This window comes from Metabacillus kandeliae, assembly GCF_021166585.1.
Lineage (GTDB): Bacteria > Bacillota > Bacilli > Bacillales > Bacillaceae > Metabacillus_B > Metabacillus_B kandeliae.
On sequence record NZ_JAJOZE010000001.1, the window covers coordinates 1,163,829 to 1,181,435 of the forward strand.

A 17,607-nucleotide genomic window follows, 5' to 3' on the forward strand; every position below is an offset into this window, starting at 1 on the left:
TGCATCAAAAAGGCTGCCTGCTGTACTGCCGAATTCTTTAATCCATACCACTGTAAAAAAGCAAGAGTTAAATCAAGGCGTTGCAATCAACAATCAAGGCAACCTGCCCATCTCCGAGTATCGTAGCGCCGGAAATAGCATAAATGTCGTTGAGATAGCCGCCAAGGGATTTTAATACAACCTCCTGCTGGCCGATGAATGAATCTACAGCAAGGGCGGCGGTTTTTTCCCCTTTCCGGACAACAATTATAGATAACAGGTCATCTGTTTTTTCTTCGCCAGGCACTTCAAATACCTCGTTTAAAAACACCAGCGGAACGATTTTTCCTCTAAAATCAATCACTTGCTGATGGTGTGCATGAAGAATGTCTTCCCGTTTTATGACAGCTGTTTCAATAATAGAAGAAATCGGAATGGCATATTTCTCCTGCTCCAATTCAACCAGCATCACGGAAATGATGGAAAGCGTAAGCGGCAGCTGGATGGAAAAGATCGTCCCCGCACCTTCCTGAGAATCGATCGTTACCGTGCCTCCAAGGGATTCTATTGTACTTTTCACGACATCAAGCCCGACTCCGCGGCCTGAAATATCTGAAATCTTTTCAGCTGTAGAAAAGCCTGGAGCAAACATCAGTTCATAAATTTGCTTATCTGTTAATGCCACCCCTGCCTGTTCTGTCAAAATGCCTTTTGAAACAGCCCGTTCAAGGATTTTCTGAGGATTGATGCCTGCACCGTCTTCTTCCACTTCAATGAACACGTGATTGCCGCTGTGGTATGCTCTCAGCATCAGCAATCCTTCTTCAGGCTTGCCTTTTTGAACCCGCTCCTCAGGACTTTCAATCCCGTGATCAAGCGCATTTCTTAACAAATGAACAAGCGGATCGCCAATCTCGTCTATCACGGTCCTATCAAGTTCAGTTTCCGCACCTGTAATCTGCAAATCTACTTTTTTATTTAAGTCTTTTGCCAGCTGGCGGACCATTCTCGGAAAGCGATTGAACACTGTTTCAACAGGAACCATTCTCATATTCAATATGATCGTCTGCAAATCACCAGAAATTCTGGACATTCTTTCTACCGTTTCATTCAGTTCCAAGTTGTTTAAATCGCGGGAAATCGACTCAAGCCTTCCTCTGTCAATCACAAGCTCTTCAAAAAGATTCATGAGGCTGTCAAGGCGGTCAATATTAACCCTGATTGTTTTTGAACTTGTTGCCTGCTTTGCAGCCTGGACAGGCTGGCTTGCTTCAGGCACAGCCGCTGCTGCTGTTTCAGAGGCGGCAGCTGATGTTATTTCAGCAGCCCTTTCTTCTGATACTTGTAGAGCCAATTCCTGAACCTCTACCCGTTCAATTTCAGAGACCTTCATTATGGCGCCTTTAATCATTTCTGCCTTCTCTTTAGAAACAAAGGCTGCTGTGAACTGCTGGTCAAATTTTTCCTCTTCAAGAAGTTCTACAGAAGGAACTGTTTTAATAACCTCTCCAAGCCCGTCCAGTATCTCAAAAATCATAAAAACGCGGGCAGCTTTTAAGAGGCAGTCTTCCCGCAATGAAACCGTAATTTCATAAGCAGAGAATCCCTGTTCCTTGGATTGGCTGAAAATCGTCATCTCGTATTCGTCATACTGCTGGCTTCCCTGAACAGGCTTAGTAACAGCCGTCTGTTCTGGAGCCGCCTCATCAGGCTTTCCTTTTTCAATTTGAACAAGTTTCTCAACAGCATCTGACACATCTTTTTTGCCATCTCCGCCATTTTCAACAGATAGGATCATTTCTTCAAGATAATCAACAGACAAGAAGACGGCGTCAAGGATGGCCGGATTTACTGCAAGCTTCTCGTTCCGAATAGCGTCCAGCACATTTTCCATCTGATGGGTAAGGCTTGCGAGATCCTCATATCCCATTGTGGCGCTCATTCCTTTTAAAGTATGGGCAGAACGGAAAATATCATTAACAATTGATAGATTACCAGGTTCTTTTTCCAGCTGCAGCAGCTTGTCATTGCAGGCCTGCAAATGTTCTTTGCTTTCTTCCAGAAAAATTTCGAGATATTGATTCATCTCCATTAAGGTCACGCCCCTTAGCTACGAATAAAATTCATCAATCTAACTGCAATCATTTCTATATCATCGACGGCATCTGCCAAGTTTGCCGCAATAATGGATTTTGGCATGCCGAACACAACAGAAGTGGCTTGTGATTCGGCAATGGCAATCGTGCTGCCTGTTTTTTTCATCATTTTGAGGCCCTCTGTTCCGTCACTGCCCATTCCTGTTAAAACCAACGCATATTTTTGATAGCCGGCAAGCTCTGACAAAGATTGGAACAAAACATCAACTGATGGACGGTGGCCGCTTATAGCGGGTGATTGATCAAGCTCCATGTAAAGGGAGGCACCCTCCTTTTTGATCGTCATATGCCTTCCTCCAGGAGCAATGTAAGCTGTGCCGTTAACCGCTTTTTCGCCGTCTGCAGCTTCTTTGACCTGTATTTTCGAAAGCTGATTAAGCCTTGTGGCAAGTGACTGAGTGAAGCCGGCAGGCATGTGCTGAACGATAAACAGCGGTGCCTCGATATCCTCCGGCAGCAGCGGAAGCACCTTTTGAAGGGCTCTTGGCCCGCCTGTAGAGGTTCCCATGCCGATCACATTCGGCAGAATGCGGTCAGATGGGAAAAAAGGATATTTTTTCTTGTTTAAGCCTATTTTACTATAATTCTCCTGTTTTGGAAGCTTGTTTATGTCGATTTGTGCCGATGAAATGGGAAGAATATTGATCTTTTTCGCCAGAAGCACTTTTCGCTGCATTTCTTCCTTGATCTTATACAAATCAAGCGAGATCGGGCCAGACGGCTTTGCGATAAAATCTGCCGCTCCGTATTCAAAGGACCTGATCGTGTTCTCTGCACCCTGCTGAGTGGTGCTTGAGAGCATAATGACCGGACAGGGAAATCTTTTCATGATCTCCTTCAAGGCCTGAATGCCGTCCATTACCGGCATTTCAACATCCAGCGTTACGACATCAGGTTTTGTGCTTTCCATTTTGACGAGAGCATCTGCCCCGTTTCTTGCTGTGCCTGCTACTTCTATTAAAGGATGTTCAGAGAGAAAATCTGAAATCATCTTTCTCATAAAAGCGGAATCATCTACGATGAGGACACGGGTTTTATCCACTCTTGCTGCCGCCTTTCCGAAAAAATGTTCTTAGCTTCTCTGCAAAAGAAGCCTGGTTCGTACCAGCGGGCATTCCTCCTTGTCTCGCCTGCAGAAACCTGCGGGCCGTTTCTTCCATTACTTTGCTGAATAAGGCTTTAGGAAATTCAGTCACAATCGGGGATTGTCTTTTCACTGCCTTCCGCAAAGAATCATCTTCAGGCAAAAGCGCCAGCAGTTTGATTTCTACCTTTAAAAATTTATAAAGTGCACTGGAAAACCTGCTGTACACGCCTCTGCCTTCTGCTGCTTTTTCAACACGGTTGACAATCATTGAAAATTTCATATCTTTCTCTCTCTGGCTGATGAGCTTTACGACGGCATAAGCATCTGTCAGAGAGGTCGGCTCCTCTGTTGTCAAAAGAAAAATTTCGTTGACTGAAAGCATAAATTTCAGGCTTTCTTCCGTGAGGCCGGCTCCCATATCAAAAAGGATATAATCATATCTGCTGAAAACTCCTTCAAGTTCTGACAGGAAATAAGAAAACTGAACTTCACCCAATTCAAACAATGCAGCAAGACCGCTTCCTCCAGTTATGTATGAAAGGCCGTACGGTCCAGTTTGAATAATTTCCGAAAGCGGCGCACTGCGGTCAAAAAAGTCTACGATTGACAGCTTAGATGACTCTCCCATGAGCACTTCGATATTCCCCATGCCGATATCAAGATCCAGGAGCAGTACCCTTTGGCCTTCTTTTGCCAGTGAAAGAGCAAAATTCAAAGTGAAGTTTGACTTGCCGACACCGCCTTTGCCGCTCGCTACTGCGATCGTGTGCGATTTCTTTTCCGGTTCTCTTTTTTCGCTCAGTCTTCTTCTGAGCTGTTCAGCCTGGTCCTTCATTTAGTTCCCCTCAGCATATAGCTGACCAGTCTTTCACCTGACGCCTGTTCAAGGTCATCAGGTACGTTCTGGCCGGCAGTAAAATAAGCTGCACCCATTCCTGTTGACAAAAGAAATTCATACATTGTTCCGCTTACGGCCGTTTCATCAAGCTTTGTAAATATTACCTGGCTGATTGGAAGGACCTTAAACTGAAGCGCAATTTCTTTCATATCCTGCAGCTTGGAGGCTGCCGAAAGGACTAGGTAGGTTTCCGCGTCTTCTGTAAAATCGATTGCGTTCATCAGCTCTGTGACGTATTGCTTGTTCCTGAAATTGCGTCCCGCTGTGTCGACGAAAACAGTATCAACATCGGAAAACTTTTCTTTTGCCTGCTTAAAATCTTCAGCTGTGTAACAAACTTCCACAGGCGCATTTAAAATTTCCGCATACGTTTTTAACTGTTCAATTGCTCCGATCCGGTAAGTATCCGCTGTAATAAAAGCAACAGTTTTATGATGATTCAGCATGGCATCTGCTGCGAGCTTTGCGAGAGTAGTCGTTTTCCCAACACCTGTCGGGCCTGCCAGGCAGATAAATTTTCTGAAGCTGGTGCTTCTTCCAAAGCGTTCAGAATGAAGCTTGCCGACTAGATATTCTTCTGTTTTCTGCAGCAGATCTTCATAGGACAGCGAACCGTTTCTGTACCATTCCCCCATTAGGAAATCCGCTGCTTCTGTTCTTTCAGCAGAATTGACTTCTTGAGATTTTAAAAGCTCGATTACCTTCTGAACAGGAGCCGGCACGGTAAATCCCCGGTCTTCATCCTGCAGGCTTAAAACAAGATTTTTTAAGCTTTTAATTTCATCTGATATTTTCTCCCTGCCAGCTGAAGGCTGTTCTATATCAGCTTTCTCCTCCAGATCCGGCAGGCTCTGAACAGCAGGTTCCTTTGTCTGAACGCGGGGCCGGTCATCCTGATCTGCTGCCGCAATAACTTCAATCTGCTTTCTTGTGAACAGCCCTAGAAATCCGCCTGTTTGAACTGTTTTAGAATTCAGGATAACCGCATCCTGGCCTAGCTCCGATCTGATGACCTTCATTGCTTCCTGCATGGTTGCAGCTTTGTATTTTTTTACTCTCATGCCACATTCACCACCCCGACGCTTTGTACTTCCACATTTGCTTCCAATTCATTGTAAGAAAGAACAGGCAGCTGAGGGAAATATCGTTCAATGAGCTGCCTTACATACATTCTGACTGCAGGCGAGCAGAGCAGGACAGGTGCCTCGCCCTGGAGCGAGAGCTGTTCCACCTCTCTCGCAATCGCCTCAATTATGGATTGAGATACCTCTGGATCAAGAGACAAGTAGTTTCCATGCTCTGTCTGCTGAACCCCTTCCGCTACAGCTTTTTCTACCCTGCCTGAGAGAGTAATGACTTTCATTGTTTCTCCTGCAGCGGAGAACTGGCTTGTGATCTGCTTTGCAAGTGACTGTCTAACATACTCTGCCAGTATATCTGGATCAGAAGTCATTTTTCCGTAATCTGCGAGTGTTTCAAAAATAATCGGCAAATTCCTGATGGATATTTTTTCTTTTAAAAGCTTTGCCAGTACTTTTTGAATCTCACCGATGGAGAGCGGCGATGGCGTCACTTCTTCTATTAAAATAGGATAAGATTCCTTCAGGTGATCAACCAGCTGCTTCGTTTCCTGCCTGCCTAAGAGTTCATGGGCATGAGATTTGATCATCTCGGTAATATGAGTGGACACAACAGATGGCGGATCAACAACCGTATAGCCGAACAGTTCAGCCTGATCCTTCATTTCTTCTGCTATCCATTTGGCAGGAAGACCGAAAGAAGGTTCAATGGTGTCTATTCCTTCTATAGAATCATCTTCCGCACCAGGAGACATCGCAAGGTAATGATCCAGAAGAAGCTCTCCCTTTGCTGTCTCGCTGCCTTTGATTTTCAATCTGTATTCATTGGGCTGAAGCTGTATATTATCCCTTATCCTGACAACAGGTATAACAAGGCCAAGTTCTATGGCAAGCTGCCTTCTGATCATTACAATCCGGTCAAGCAGGTCTCCACCCTGGCTTGCATCAGCAAGAGGAATCAATCCGTACCCGAATTCGAATTCAATCGGATCCATACTAAGGAGCTGAACAACGCTTTCCGGACTCTTTAATTCCTCTGCCTCTATTTCTTCTTCCTGCTGTATATCAGCCAGGACTGGCTTATTTCGGCTTCTTGACATCACATAAGCCCCTCCGCCAAGCGCAAGTGCGATCGGAGTTGTAATAAAGAGTCCGATTGGGGTAAAAATACCAAGCAGCAGCATGGTCCCGGCCGCCACATACATCATCTGAGGATAAGCAAAGAGCTGAGCTGAAATATCGCTTCCGAGATTTCCTTCTGATGCGGCTCTTGTTACGACAATTCCCGTTGCTGTTGAAATCAGCAGTGCGGGAATCTGGCTCACAATTCCATCACCGACTGAAAGCATTGTAAAGTGGGAAGCAGCTTCTGCAATATCCATCCCCTGCTGCACCATACCGACGATAAGCCCGAAAATCAGATTGATAATGACAATAATTATGCCTGCAATAGCATCCCCTTTAACGAATTTACTGGCACCATCCATCGCACCGTAGAAGTCTGATTCCCGTGCAACCTTTTCCCGTCTTTGGCGGGCATCCTGCTCTGATATCATTCCGGCATTCAAATCAGCATCAATGCTCATCTGCTTTCCGGGCATTGCATCAAGGGTAAACCTTGCAGCAACCTCTGATACCCTCTCAGCACCTTTTGTAATAACAATGAATTGAATAATGATCAAAATCAGGAAAACAACAAACCCAACAAGGACATTTCCTCCTACTACGAACGTTCCGAACGTTTCAACAACTTTTCCCGCTTCGCCATTGGAAAGGATGGAACGAGTTGTGGAAACGTTCAAACCAAGCCTGAAAAGAGTCAGCAGCAATAAAAGCGAAGGGAAAATAGAAAATTCCAGCGGCTCCCTCATGTTCATGGTTGTCAGCAGCACAAGCAGCGCAAGCGAAATATTCGATATAATTAACAGGCTCAAAAGCCATGACGGGAAAGGAATAATCAGCATCGCTACAATCAGGATGACGCTTAGAAGGACAGATAAATCTCTGGCTGACATGTTTTTTCCTCACTTTCAAACTAGCGGCTATATTTTCTGTTTCAGTCTGTAAACGTAAGCAAGAATTTCTGCCACTGCTTTAAAAAACTCTTCGGGTACCGCTCTTCCAATTTCCACCTGGCTGTATAAGGACCTGGCAAGCGGCCTGTTTTCTACCATGGAAACACCGTTCTCTTTCGCTGTTTCCTTTATCTTCTGGGCTACAAAATCCACGCCCTTTGCTACAACATAAGGAGCATCCATTTTTTCTTCATCGTATTTAAGGGCTATGGCAAAGTGAGTCGGATTCGTAATAATGACATCTGCTTTCGGCACATCCTGCATCATGCGCCTCATGGCCATTTCGCGCTGCCGCTGCTTAATTTTAGATTTGATCAGCGGATCGCCTTCTGATTTTTTGTATTCATCCTTAATATCCTGCTTTGACATCCGGATATTTTTTTCAAAATCGAACTTTTGATAGAAATAATCAAGAAAAGCTAGAAGCAGAAGAGCGATCGATGCACTTAATCCAAGCTGAATCGTCAGGCTGCCTAAAAAGCCGATAGAGCTTTGAAGGGGCATATGGGGAAGCCGGACGATCTCTCCAATCTTTGACCAAATGACAGCACCAGCAACGCCGCCGACCACACCGATTTTCAAAAGGGATTTGCAGAGCTCAACAAGCGCTCTGATGGAATAGATTCGTTTAAATCCCTGCAGAGGATTAATTTTATCCAGCTTAGGCTGAATGGACTCTGTTGAAAATAACACGCCAACCTGCAAAAAATTCGCTGCAACTGCCGCAATGACTGAAACAATCAGCACGGGAGCCAGAATAAAGGCTGTTTCAGAAGAAACCTTCACCATAAGCATCTGTAAATTATTTTCCGTCAGCTCCATCAGCAAATAGTTTTGAAAAATGGCTCTCATTAAACCTGCAGTATGCGTCTGGAAGTAAGGGCCGAGTATCATAAGGCAGAAAAAAACAGCAATCAATCCTGCGGCTGTATTAATATCAGCACTTTTGGCCGTCTGCCCTTTTTTTCTGGCATCCTGTCTTTTTCGAGGTGTTGCTTTTTCTGTTTTTTCACCGGCAAAAAATTGCAGATCCAGTTTAAGAAGCTGCACGCCCGCCACCTCCAAGCATTTCCATGAGTGTCTTCATCGTTTGGGTCATCGTTTCAAATATTCCTTGAATAAGCATAAACATCGCGCCCATCACAACGATTAAGATGATGAAGCCAACACCGATTTTAAGCGGCATCCCGATCACAAATACGTTCATCTGCGGAACAGTTCTTGCGACAATGCCAAGAGCGACATCTACGATAAACAGAGATCCGGCAACAGGAATGGCCATCTGAAAAGCAATTAAAAACATGGAGCTGAAGGTTTTGAGAATAAAAAGCATGACGCTGCCGTCTCCTATACGAAGAGCTGCCTGTTCAGGCGGGATATATTGAAAACTGTAATACACACCGTCAAGAAGCATATGGTGCGCATTTACGCTCAGCATAAAAAGCAAAGCAAACGTGTATAAAAATTGACCTGTCAGAGGGCTTTGCGCACCTGTCATCGGATCAATAATATTGGCAATTCCAAAGCCGAGCTGAAAATCGATAAAACCCCCTGCTGCCTGAATAGCAGCTAAAACCATGTAAGCCATAAAGCCTATCAAAAGGCCTGTGCAGAGCTCTTTGAAAAGAAGCCCGAAAAAAAGGCCGTTTATTTCCAGCTCAGCAGGCGGCAATGTAAAATAAATAACCCAGGAAAGCACAAAAGCAAAGCCGACTTTATGAAAAGCTGGAATATTCCGGTACGAATAAATGGGCAATATTAAAAAGAAGGATGATAATCTGGTGAAGATTAATAGAAAGAAAGGATAATGGCTTAATATATTCATTTTTATCCTACGAACCGGTTTAAGTTGCCGAAAATTTGCTGTGCATAAGAAATCATCGTTGTCAGCATCCAGGGACCAAAGAAGATCAGGCCGAGCATCACAGCCACAATCTTTGGCACAAACGCGAGCGTCTGCTCCTGTATCTGTGTGGTTGCCTGAAAGATGCTGATAATAAGACCGATAACAAGGGCAAGAACAAGAAGCGGGCCGCATACAAGCAGTGTTGTGTATACGGCTTTTTCTGCTAAGGAAATGACAAATTCCGATGACATGGAAATCCTCCTCTTAAAAACTTTGAAGCAGTGATTTGACAACAAGGTACCAGCCATCAACCATTACAAACAGCAATATTTTAAACGGCAGAGAAATCATAACAGGAGGAAGCATCATCATCCCCATTGACATAAGGACGCTTGCTACAATCATATCGATCACAAGAAACGGAATAAAAATCATAAATCCGATCTGAAAGGCTGTTTTAATTTCGCTGATGGCATATGCAGGAACAAGTGTGGAGAGAGGGATATCCTGCACGGATTTTGGTTTTTCCTTTTTGGCATAGGACAGGAACAATTCAAGGTCCTTCTGTCTTGTATGTTTGCTCATAAACACCTTAAATGGCTTTTCTGCATTTGTATAAGCTTCATCAATGGAAATTTTGTTATCCATAAGCGGAGTGAGCGCTTTTTGGTTCACTTCAGTAAAAACAGGATTCATGATGAAAAATGTCATAAACAGCGCAAGCCCCATCAAGACCTGATTCGGCGGCATTTGCTGTGTACCAAGCGATGTTCTGACAAAGGACAAAACAATGACAATCCTTGTAAAGCAGGTCATTAAAATCAATATGCTTGGTGCTAAGGAAAGCACAGTTAAAACAAGCAGCAATTGAACAGAGGTACTGATATTCTGTGGAGAATTGTTTCCAAACAGCTGCACAATATCATTCATTGCCTGTCGCTCCCTTTCTTTCTCAGAGCTTCAAGCTTTGATTTGCGCTCATTTTTAATTTCGTCCATTTGCTTTTTCAGTGAATCGGCAAAAGAGGCCGCAGGCTTTTCATCTGACTGCTTGAAAGGAGCAAACGGGAGCTGCTTCAGCACATTTTTCACATCTGGAAGCTCTTTCTCTCTGGAATTGTGAGACTGAATGATTTCTTCTGCCTCTTCTTTATCGGAAATTTCCTTTATCAGCTGGATATTTTCTCCGACTCCGACAACAAGCACCTTATCCCCCATTTTAATCAGCTGGATAGACCGGTTTTGGCCAAGGCTCGTGCCGCCGATATTTTCCAAATAGCGTCCAGATGGCAAAAACTTATTTTTTTTGCCGATAAACCGCAGTAATAAATAGATTAAGGCAATGACAGCCAGTGTAGCAAAAATCATTTTAAAAAAATCAAATGCAGTCAGTCCCGGCGGCTCTTGGGCTGGATCTCCGCTTTTAGAGCCTTCCGCCCCTGTTCCCGCTGGTTTTTCTTTGCTGTTGAGCCATTCCTGGACACTTTTGTCCCCTTCTTTCGCCATGACTGCTTTTGGAAGAGAAAAAACTCCAAAAGCCAAGCAGAAGGCGAGAAGAAGACAGAAGACTGTTAGTTTTCGAAACAATGTAAGCACCCTTTAGCTTAAGGTTTTTTGAATCGCTTCAAGCACACGGTCTGCCTGGAACGGTTTTACGATAAAATCCTTGGCACCAGCCTGAATGGCATCTATGACCATTGCCTGCTGGCCCATCGCTGAACACATGATAACCTTTGAATTCGGATTCAGCTGTTTAATTTTTTTCAATGCTGTAATGCCGTCCATTTCAGGCATTGTGATGTCCATTGTCACAAGATCAGGCTGATGTTCTTTATATTTTTCAACTGCCTGAGCGCCATCTGCCGCCTCAGCTACTACGTCATAGCCGTTTTTTGTCAGGATATCCTTGATCATCATTCTCATAAATGCTGCATCATCAACAATCAGAATTTTGTGTGCCATAGTTTCCACTCCAGTTATTTTATTTTTGTAAGGCGGTCTCGCTGGCTGATAATATCTGTTACTCTTACACCAAAGTTTTCATCAATGACAACGACTTCGCCTTTTGCTACGATTTTTCGGTTAATCAAAATGTCCACAGGTTCCCCTGCAAGCTTGTCCAGCTCAATAATTGAGCCTGCAGAAAGCTCTAAAATTTCTTTTACTGAACGTTTCGTCCTTCCAAGCTCTACTGTCACCTGAAGCGGAATATCCATCAGCATATCAAGGTTGTTTGGCTCTTTTGCATGATATTCATTGTGCTCGAATGAAACAAATTCAGCCGGTTTCACATCAACAGGAGGCTGTGCCTTTCTTGGCGGCTCTTCCCTGTATGCTGGTTCCTGGTTCATCGGTTCTGAAAAATGCGCTTTTTCCTCATATGCTGGAGGATCATTTTTTTGTTCCAAAACCTGCGCTTCTGCTGCGGCTGCCTCCTGCTTGGGATTCATCAGCTCATCAATGAGAGCTTTTGCAAACTTGACTGGGAGCAGCTGCATGATATTGGAATCAATCAGATCGCCGACTTTCAGCTGAAAGGATACTTTAATGATCAAATCCTCTTGTTCAAGTGACTCTGTTCCTTCTCCTTCTTTCACATCAAGGAGCTCAAGCCTTGGCGGAGAAATGTCCACTCTTTTATTAAACACAGTAGACATGGAGGTTGCAGCAGACCCCATCATTTGATTCATTGCTTCCTGTACAGCGCTCAGCTGAATTTCCCCAAGCCCTGGATCCGGGTTCCTGCCGTCACCGCCAATCATTAAGTCAGCAATGATCGCTGCATCGCTTTGCTGGATAACGAGCATGTTGCTTCCTGTAAATCCTTCTGTGTACGTCACTTCAATTGCGACATAAGGATGCGGAAATTCATCCGATAAATCCTTCTTTGAAACAATGCTGACAGTCGGTGTTGTAATTTCAACCTTCTGATTCAGCAAAGTGGAAAGAGCCGTTGCAGAGCTGCCGAAAGAGATATTGCCTATTTCGCCAATCGCATCCTGCTCCATTTCATCCAAATATTCGTTCAAAGCAGAGTCAGCAGTTTCTGGCTCATAGCTTGTGCCCTTTAATAGGGCATCTATTTCATCCTGTGATAACATTTCGTTACTCACCATCTTCATCACCCCTGTAATAGTGGTCAATGATTTGCACCGCTAATTTTTTGTTGAGTTTTCCCGGCTGTCCGATAAATTTAGCTTTTTCGCCTATTTTGACCACAAGCGGATCCCGTATTGTCTGATCCATTTGAATAACATCACCCGTTTGAAGCTCCATAAATTCGCCAAACGTAATTTCAGCGCTGCCAAGTTCGGCAAGAATCGGAATTTTAGCCACTTGTATCCGTTTTTGCAGAGCTTCTATTTCATCCGGATTCGGCTCTTTTCTCTCTGACTGCATCCAGTAATGAACAGAAAGCTTTGGAATGACCGGTTCCAGCACAACATGCGGAATACATAGGTTGATCATCCCGCTCGTTTCTCCTACCTGAGTATTCAGGGAGATAACGATCACTGTCTCATTCGGAGATACCATTTGGATAAATTGGGGATTCACTTCAAATTCATTCATTACCGGTTCAATATCTTCTATGGACTGCCAGGCTTCCCTGTAGCTCTCCAGTGATTTCTCAAACAGGCCGGACATAATTCTTGTTTCTATTTCTGTTAAATTATCAATTTTATTGACACCTGTCCCAATGCCGCCCATCACTCTGTCCATCATGGCATAGGCGATGTTCGGATTAACTTCCATGACGACTCTTCCTTCAAGCGGCTGCACTTCAAAAATATTCAGCACCGTCATTTTAGGAATGGACCGGATAAATTCCTCATAAGGAAGCTGGTCTACTGATGCGACTGAAATATGAATGTAGGTCCTGAGCTGTGCGGAAAAATAGGTTGTCAGCAGCCTTGCAAAATTATCGTGAATTCTCGTTAAACTTCTAATCTGATCTTTGGAAAACCGCAGTGCTCTTTTAAAATCATAAACTTTCACTTTTCGTTCTGTATCTTCTTTTTTTAATTCTTCTGCATCCATCTCGCCGGTAGAAATGGCGGAAAGAAGAGCATCTATTTCACTTTGGGACAAAATTTCCCCTGACATGGCCTGATTAACCTCCTCTGCCGGTGTGACTCTTGCGAAGGCTACTGCATAATAAAGGAAGTCACATAGACCTTTTCTACTTTTCCGTCCTTCATTAATGCATTTGTGCGCTTGGCAATCACGCTTTTCAATTGCTCCATGCCTTTTTTTCCTTCCAGCTGGCTCACCTTCATATTGGAAAGCTCTGAGATCACAAGATCATTCACCTGGAACAGTCTTTTTTCAAGCTCAGCTTTTCCTTTTTTTGAGTTCGTCTCCAGCTTAAGGGCCATGCGGACAATATTCTCATCCTCCACATTTGTAGTGATTTCAGGTACATCGACAGACATTTCAATCACCTGATCAATCGTCGGCGGGCCGCCCTCTTTCTGATTAAACACGTTCATATATACAACAAGTGCTGTGACTCCGATCAGCGTGATGGCAGTAATAATCACCAGCATCACGGTAAGCAATTTTTTAGTCATGATTCAATGTCTCCATGTTCTTTGGTGTCCCAAGAGGCTGAATTCTGCTGTAAAACTGTTCTATTAAAACCAGAACCTCTTCTTCTTTTTCCTGCACCACATATTTGTTGCCGTTAGTCAGCGTAATAGTAGTATCCGGAAAAGATTCTATCAGCTCAATGTAAAGGGCATTCAGCGCAAATGATTTTCCATTCAGTCTCGTAACGTTAATCATTTCATAGTAGGGGGAGAACGATCAGCCTCCCCCGGCCCCCATTCTATCGTTTTAAGTTTACTAGCTCCTGCAGAATCTCATCAGATGTTGTAATGATTTTCGTATTGGCCTGGAAGCCGCGCTGTGCAACGATCATTTCTGTGAATTCTTCCGAAAGGTCAACATTGGACATTTCGAGTGATCCGGATTGGATGGTGCCGATTCCGCTTGCACCTGCCGTTCCGGCTACTGCTGTTCCGGAATTCGTTGTTTCCTTAAATAGATTTCCTCCAGCTTTCTCAAGCCCTCCTGCGTTAGGAAACTTAGCTAACCCTATTTTACCTTTTTGCTGAAGGGTTCCTGCGGCATCTACAAAGCTCACAGATCCATCATTTCCAATACTCATGCTTTTAGCAGTTGTAGGAACATTTATTTTCTGCCCAGCAGTATCTAATAAGTAAAGGCCGTCAGAGTTCACGATATCTCCGCTGTTGTCCATATAAAAATTCCCTGCGCGGGTATAAGAAATATCAGTACCAGAACCTACCCGGAAAAAACCATCTCCCGAAATCGCAAGATCCAGAGTTCTCCCAGTAGTCTGCAAGCTGCCTCCATTTTGAATAGTGTCAATTGTTGCAAGCTGTGAACCTAGTCCTACTTGACGCGGGTTTGTTCCTCCTCTGGTTGCTCCAGGTGCACTTGCCCCCGAAATGGACTGGCTGTATAGATCCTGGAACACAACTCGTCCCTTTTTAAATCCGAAAGTGTTGACATTGGCAATATTATTTCCGATAACATCCAGCTTTGTTTGGAAGTTTTTCATTCCGCTGATCCCAGAGTACATTGAACGAAGCATGTATTTTTTCTCCTCCTGATTTGAATGGCTGCTTCCGTCATTCCACAGCCTAAGGCTTCCTCTTAAAGGTCCGGCCTATTAATCAATAATGATGGTTCCGTTAATATTTGTGAAAATCTGCGAACTCGCTTCTTTTCGGTCCATGGCTGTAATGACAGTGCTGTTTTTTGCGCTGATAATCAAAGCAGCTTCCTTTGACAGGACAAGTGTTTCATCAAGCCCTTTTTGCTTTGCTTCCTGCACTTTGTGATGAATTAAGTTCCATTTTTCATCCTTAAGTTCTATGCTGCGGTCTCTCAGTCTTTTTTCAGCATGCTTGCTTACTTTAAGGCCGGTTTCTTTTTCCAGCATTTCCTGAAATGAAGAAGATGTCTGCTTCTCTGCTTTCTTTGGAGATGCCAGTGTCAGCGGATGGTGCTTCAGCTGATAGATCACATGGTCCATTCGCCTGCACCTCCTTTACTTATTTTCCTGGCTTGAAATCTTTGAAAGCTGGCTGCTGCTAATCATGGTTCCGTCTGTAAGTTCTAATTGAACATCAGAGCCTTTTCTAGTAATTGATTTCACAGTTCCTGCACCTTCTAAAGAATCTGCGGATTCATCAGTCGCCGGAACAGTGTAAGCTACTTGCTTTCCAATCAACCCGCTGTAATTGAGCAATGCATCAGAACCCTGACCTGTTAAAAATTTCTGCAGAGAGGAGTTCATGTTGGTCATCTGCTCGAGTGAAGAAAAAGTAGCCATTTGGGCGATAAAATCCTTATCCTGCATCGGATTTAGCGGATCCTGGTTTTGCAGCTGCACCATCAAAATCTTTAAAAAGTCATCTTTTCCGAGAATGTCCCCGGTTTTTCGCTGATCCTTCTGCATGCTTGATAAGTAGAGCGAGGAATCAATTTCCATCTAAATTTGCACCTCCATTTCTGTCAGCATTTCCGTTAATGAATCTTCAAAATGATTATTTTTAGATGCTTGTTTATCTTTTTGCTGCCCATCCTGCTGCTTTTGCTGCTGTCCTGACTGATCCTTTAAGAAATCTTCTTTGCTGCTCCCAGTGAAGGATTGCGCTACTTCCAGCTTCTCAACTGTCAGCTGCTGTGCTGCAAAGCTCTGCAAAAGGTGGTGAAGGTTTGACTCGATCAGCTCCTTCACTGCCCCGTTCGCTGCCGTGATTTTTGCTGTCAGCTTTCCGTCCTGGCTGTTCAGCTCGATTTGAAGCTGCCCAAGTCTTTCCGGATACAGCTTAATCATCAGCTTTTGAGTTCCTCCTAAAGTTTGGACAGAACTTTTAGCCATTATCTGCTGCAGCTGCATGATCAAATCCTGATTTTCCGATCTTCCTTCTGAAGGCATTGATTTAACAAATAGCTGAAGCTGTTCAACTTTTGACAAAGCCTGCTGCGGTGCAAATACAAAAGCGGGCTTATCAGCTTCCCCTTGTGCTTTTCCCGCTTCTTTTGGCGCCAGATTGCTTTTTGATAAGGCAGCAAGAAGGGTTTCGTTCGTACTCACTGTTTTCTGTGCATTGCCCTCTTTACCAGCATCCGCTCCTGAGTGCACTGCAGAGGATTTGTTCGGCAGCTGCTGAATAAATGAAACGTACTGTTTTCGATCACCAGGAAGGCTTTTTTCAGCTATTCCGCTGTAGTTCTTTTTTGTTTTTCCTGCGTCCGCATCATTTGCCGATGCTGCAGCCGCTTCGGTTTTTCCAAGCATTTTTTCTAAAAGCGATGCTAATTTCTTCATGCTCTGTTCCTCTGAACCTGTTACTTTTAAAAGGGCATTCAATCCCTTAACAAGCTGCATTTGCTGATCTGCCGGCATCTGCATGCCTGATGAGTTTCCGCTTGCCTTTGATAGCTCAGCAGGGGGCTGCTGAAACAATCCTAATAGAAATTGGCTGATATTCTGCAGCAGATTGCTGTCTTCCTGCAAAAGGTCCTTCAGCTCGCTGCTTGCCGCATCCATTCCTTTTGTTTCGGCTGTTTTCAAAACACCGAGCAATTCTGATAAAGCTTTTCCTGAAAGGTTTTTCAAACACTCCTGCAACTGGCTGAGACCTTCTGCCAAATTTCCCTGAACAGAACCTTCAGATGCGGTATCTGCTTCATTGCCCTTGCTTGGCTTCACGTTTCCTAAGATTTCAGCCAGAGCATTCCCAAATCCGCTTTTCTTTGCACTCGCCTGATCACTTCCTGCTGTCTCAGCAGCTGGAGTCAATGGGGCAGTTGCTGTACCTGCGATATTCACTCATTCACCTCCTTTCAATTTTCATCCGCGAGCATTTTCGTGAATTTGGCCGCATCCTGTGCAGATAATTTTTCGAGTATGGAGGCAATTTCATCTTCGCTAAGCGCAAGCAGGATGCTTTTTGCTTCCTGATCGCCGAGCACAGGAATAATTTCTGCTGCCTTTGATGCTGACATTTTTTTATAAATGGCAGCAAGGTCCTTTGTCTGTGTCTGTTTATCATTTTGGACTGTGTCATCTATTTGCTGCTTTAATGAACGAAGCTCCTGGCTCAGCTGTTCAATTTTCGCTTGTTTCAGAGAAACGTCATTTTCTAAAGCTTTGATATCCTGTTTTTGCATATTGATTGTTGTAATTTGATTATCGGATTCACTTTTGCTTTTATCTGCGGATGGTGCATTGCCTGCAGGGCCAGATGCTGTTGCCGCCTCTTTTTTTTCTGCCAGAAAAGAAAGCCCTGGAACGCTTCCGGCCGCCTGTTGGACAGGCTTTATCACATCAACACCTGCGATTGACAAAATAATTGCCGCAAGGACTCCCGTGAAGAATACGGGAATAACAATCACAAATAAAAACCATTGCAGCTTGCTTGTATCTTTTTTTCCTGTATCCATCGCT

General features: G+C 44.1%; 20 protein-coding genes. All 20 read right to left on the bottom strand.

Annotated features, from left to right (window positions below; all coding sequences use genetic code 11):
* Positions 1 to 67: 67 nt before the first annotated feature.
* Positions 68 to 2,071 (bottom strand): chemotaxis protein CheA, encoded by a 2,004-nt coding sequence (locus LRR81_RS05900; RefSeq protein WP_231788347.1) that lies wholly within the window; start codon positions 2,069 to 2,071, stop codon positions 68 to 70.
* Between the two features lie 14 nt (positions 2,072 to 2,085).
* Positions 2,086 to 3,177 carry a protein-glutamate methylesterase/protein-glutamine glutaminase gene (locus LRR81_RS05905; RefSeq protein WP_231788348.1) on the bottom strand — a complete coding sequence of 364 codons (1,092 nt, stop codon included), beginning with the start codon at positions 3,175 to 3,177 and terminating at the stop codon, positions 2,086 to 2,088.
* A complete protein-coding gene (locus LRR81_RS05910; protein WP_231788349.1) occupies positions 3,170 to 4,057 on the bottom strand; it encodes a MinD/ParA family protein in 888 nt (295 codons plus the stop codon). Before LRR81_RS05910 ends, LRR81_RS05905 begins: the two co-directional genes overlap by 8 nt.
* Positions 4,054 to 5,181: a flagellar biosynthesis protein FlhF gene (gene flhF, locus LRR81_RS05915; RefSeq protein ID WP_231788350.1), complete on the bottom strand. Its 1,128-nt coding sequence runs from the start codon at positions 5,179 to 5,181 to the stop codon at positions 4,054 to 4,056. The genes LRR81_RS05910 and flhF overlap by 4 nt, the downstream gene beginning before the upstream one ends.
* A complete protein-coding gene (gene flhA, locus LRR81_RS05920) occupies positions 5,178 to 7,214 on the bottom strand; it encodes a flagellar biosynthesis protein FlhA (protein ID WP_231788351.1) in 2,037 nt (678 codons plus the stop codon). The genes flhF and flhA overlap by 4 nt, the downstream gene beginning before the upstream one ends.
* Positions 7,215 to 7,241: 27 nt before the next feature.
* On the bottom strand, positions 7,242 to 8,324 hold the full coding sequence (gene flhB, locus LRR81_RS05925) for a flagellar biosynthesis protein FlhB (protein ID WP_231788352.1): 1,083 nt from the start codon (positions 8,322 to 8,324) through the stop codon (positions 7,242 to 7,244).
* Positions 8,311 to 9,099: a flagellar biosynthetic protein FliR gene (gene fliR / locus LRR81_RS05930; protein ID WP_231788353.1), complete on the bottom strand. Its 789-nt coding sequence runs from the start codon at positions 9,097 to 9,099 to the stop codon at positions 8,311 to 8,313. Before fliR ends, flhB begins: the two co-directional genes overlap by 14 nt.
* Before the next feature lie 2 nt (positions 9,100 to 9,101).
* Complete coding sequence (gene fliQ, locus LRR81_RS05935) at positions 9,102 to 9,371, bottom strand: flagellar biosynthesis protein FliQ (RefSeq protein ID WP_231788354.1); 270 nt, start codon at positions 9,369 to 9,371, stop codon at positions 9,102 to 9,104.
* A 13-nt stretch (positions 9,372 to 9,384) separates the two neighbouring features.
* The gene (gene fliP, locus LRR81_RS05940) at positions 9,385 to 10,050 is read right to left on the bottom strand and encodes a flagellar type III secretion system pore protein FliP (RefSeq protein ID WP_231788355.1); all 666 of its coding nucleotides are present in this window, start codon (positions 10,048 to 10,050) and stop codon (positions 9,385 to 9,387) included.
* Positions 10,047 to 10,706, bottom strand: coding sequence for a flagellar biosynthetic protein FliO (fliO, locus tag LRR81_RS05945; protein WP_231788356.1), 660 nt, complete (start codon positions 10,704 to 10,706; stop codon positions 10,047 to 10,049). The genes fliP and fliO overlap by 4 nt, the downstream gene beginning before the upstream one ends.
* Positions 10,707 to 10,718: 12 nt before the next feature.
* A complete protein-coding gene (locus tag LRR81_RS05950; protein ID WP_231788357.1) occupies positions 10,719 to 11,081 on the bottom strand; it encodes a response regulator in 363 nt (120 codons plus the stop codon).
* Positions 11,082 to 11,095: 14 nt separating this feature from the next.
* Positions 11,096 to 12,235, bottom strand: coding sequence for a flagellar motor switch phosphatase FliY (gene fliY / locus LRR81_RS05955; protein WP_231788358.1), 1,140 nt, complete (start codon positions 12,233 to 12,235; stop codon positions 11,096 to 11,098).
* Positions 12,225 to 13,223, bottom strand: a complete 999-nt coding sequence (gene fliM, locus LRR81_RS05960; protein ID WP_231788359.1) for a flagellar motor switch protein FliM — start codon at positions 13,221 to 13,223, stop codon at positions 12,225 to 12,227. The genes fliY and fliM overlap by 11 nt, the downstream gene beginning before the upstream one ends.
* 41 nt (positions 13,224 to 13,264) lie before the next feature.
* Positions 13,265 to 13,690 carry a flagellar basal body-associated protein FliL gene (fliL, locus tag LRR81_RS05965; protein ID WP_231788360.1) on the bottom strand — a complete coding sequence of 142 codons (426 nt, stop codon included), beginning with the start codon at positions 13,688 to 13,690 and terminating at the stop codon, positions 13,265 to 13,267.
* Positions 13,683 to 13,904 carry a flagellar FlbD family protein gene (locus LRR81_RS05970; protein ID WP_231788361.1) on the bottom strand — a complete coding sequence of 74 codons (222 nt, stop codon included), beginning with the start codon at positions 13,902 to 13,904 and terminating at the stop codon, positions 13,683 to 13,685. Before LRR81_RS05970 ends, fliL begins: the two co-directional genes overlap by 8 nt.
* A 43-nt stretch (positions 13,905 to 13,947) precedes the next feature.
* Positions 13,948 to 14,739: a flagellar basal body rod protein FlgG gene (gene flgG, locus LRR81_RS05975; RefSeq protein ID WP_231788362.1), complete on the bottom strand. Its 792-nt coding sequence runs from the start codon at positions 14,737 to 14,739 to the stop codon at positions 13,948 to 13,950.
* A 78-nt stretch (positions 14,740 to 14,817) separates the two neighbouring features.
* Entirely contained in the window at positions 14,818 to 15,183 is a 366-nt protein-coding gene (locus LRR81_RS05980; RefSeq protein ID WP_231788363.1) for a TIGR02530 family flagellar biosynthesis protein, read from the bottom strand.
* Positions 15,184 to 15,198: 15 nt separating this feature from the next.
* Positions 15,199 to 15,642 (bottom strand): flagellar hook assembly protein FlgD, encoded by a 444-nt coding sequence (flgD, locus tag LRR81_RS05985; protein ID WP_231788364.1) that lies wholly within the window; start codon positions 15,640 to 15,642, stop codon positions 15,199 to 15,201.
* Positions 15,643 to 16,989, bottom strand: coding sequence for a flagellar hook-length control protein FliK (locus LRR81_RS21340; RefSeq protein WP_231788365.1), 1,347 nt, complete (start codon positions 16,987 to 16,989; stop codon positions 15,643 to 15,645).
* A 14-nt stretch (positions 16,990 to 17,003) separates the two neighbouring features.
* Positions 17,004 to 17,603 (bottom strand): MotE family protein, encoded by a 600-nt coding sequence (locus LRR81_RS05995; protein ID WP_231788366.1) that lies wholly within the window; start codon positions 17,601 to 17,603, stop codon positions 17,004 to 17,006.
* Positions 17,604 to 17,607 lie beyond the last annotated feature (4 nt).

What these genes read in the sequence shown, in the direction of transcription:
- fliL (WP_231788360.1), bottom strand. Translation starts at nt 13,690, where the DNA reads ATGACTAAAAAATTGCTTACCGTGATGCTGGTGATTATTACTGCCATC.
- LRR81_RS05995 (WP_231788366.1), bottom strand. Translation starts at nt 17,603, where the DNA reads ATGGATACAGGAAAAAAAGATACAAGCAAGCTGCAATGGTTTTTATTT.
- flhA (WP_231788351.1), bottom strand. Translation starts at nt 7,214, where the DNA reads ATGTCAGCCAGAGATTTATCTGTCCTTCTAAGCGTCATCCTGATTGTA.
- fliR (WP_231788353.1), bottom strand. Translation starts at nt 9,099, where the DNA reads ATGAATATATTAAGCCATTATCCTTTCTTTCTATTAATCTTCACCAGA.
- LRR81_RS05970 (WP_231788361.1), bottom strand. Translation starts at nt 13,904, where the DNA reads ATGATTAACGTTACGAGACTGAATGGAAAATCATTTGCGCTGAATGCC.
- fliQ (WP_231788354.1), bottom strand. Translation starts at nt 9,371, where the DNA reads ATGTCATCGGAATTTGTCATTTCCTTAGCAGAAAAAGCCGTATACACA.
- flgG (WP_231788362.1), bottom strand. Translation starts at nt 14,739, where the DNA reads ATGCTTCGTTCAATGTACTCTGGGATCAGCGGAATGAAAAACTTCCAA.
- LRR81_RS05900 (WP_231788347.1), bottom strand. Translation starts at nt 2,071, where the DNA reads ATGGAGATGAATCAATATCTCGAAATTTTTCTGGAAGAAAGCAAAGAA.
- flhF (WP_231788350.1), bottom strand. Translation starts at nt 5,181, where the DNA reads ATGAGAGTAAAAAAATACAAAGCTGCAACCATGCAGGAAGCAATGAAG.
- flgD (WP_231788364.1), bottom strand. Translation starts at nt 15,642, where the DNA reads ATGGAAATTGATTCCTCGCTCTACTTATCAAGCATGCAGAAGGATCAG.
- fliY (WP_231788358.1), bottom strand. Translation starts at nt 12,235, where the DNA reads ATGGTGAGTAACGAAATGTTATCACAGGATGAAATAGATGCCCTATTA.
- fliP (WP_231788355.1), bottom strand. Translation starts at nt 10,050, where the DNA reads ATGAATGATATTGTGCAGCTGTTTGGAAACAATTCTCCACAGAATATC.
- fliM (WP_231788359.1), bottom strand. Translation starts at nt 13,223, where the DNA reads ATGTCAGGGGAAATTTTGTCCCAAAGTGAAATAGATGCTCTTCTTTCC.
- LRR81_RS05980 (WP_231788363.1), bottom strand. Translation starts at nt 15,183, where the DNA reads ATGGACCATGTGATCTATCAGCTGAAGCACCATCCGCTGACACTGGCA.
- LRR81_RS05950 (WP_231788357.1), bottom strand. Translation starts at nt 11,081, where the DNA reads ATGGCACACAAAATTCTGATTGTTGATGATGCAGCATTTATGAGAATG.
- LRR81_RS05910 (WP_231788349.1), bottom strand. Translation starts at nt 4,057, where the DNA reads ATGAAGGACCAGGCTGAACAGCTCAGAAGAAGACTGAGCGAAAAAAGA.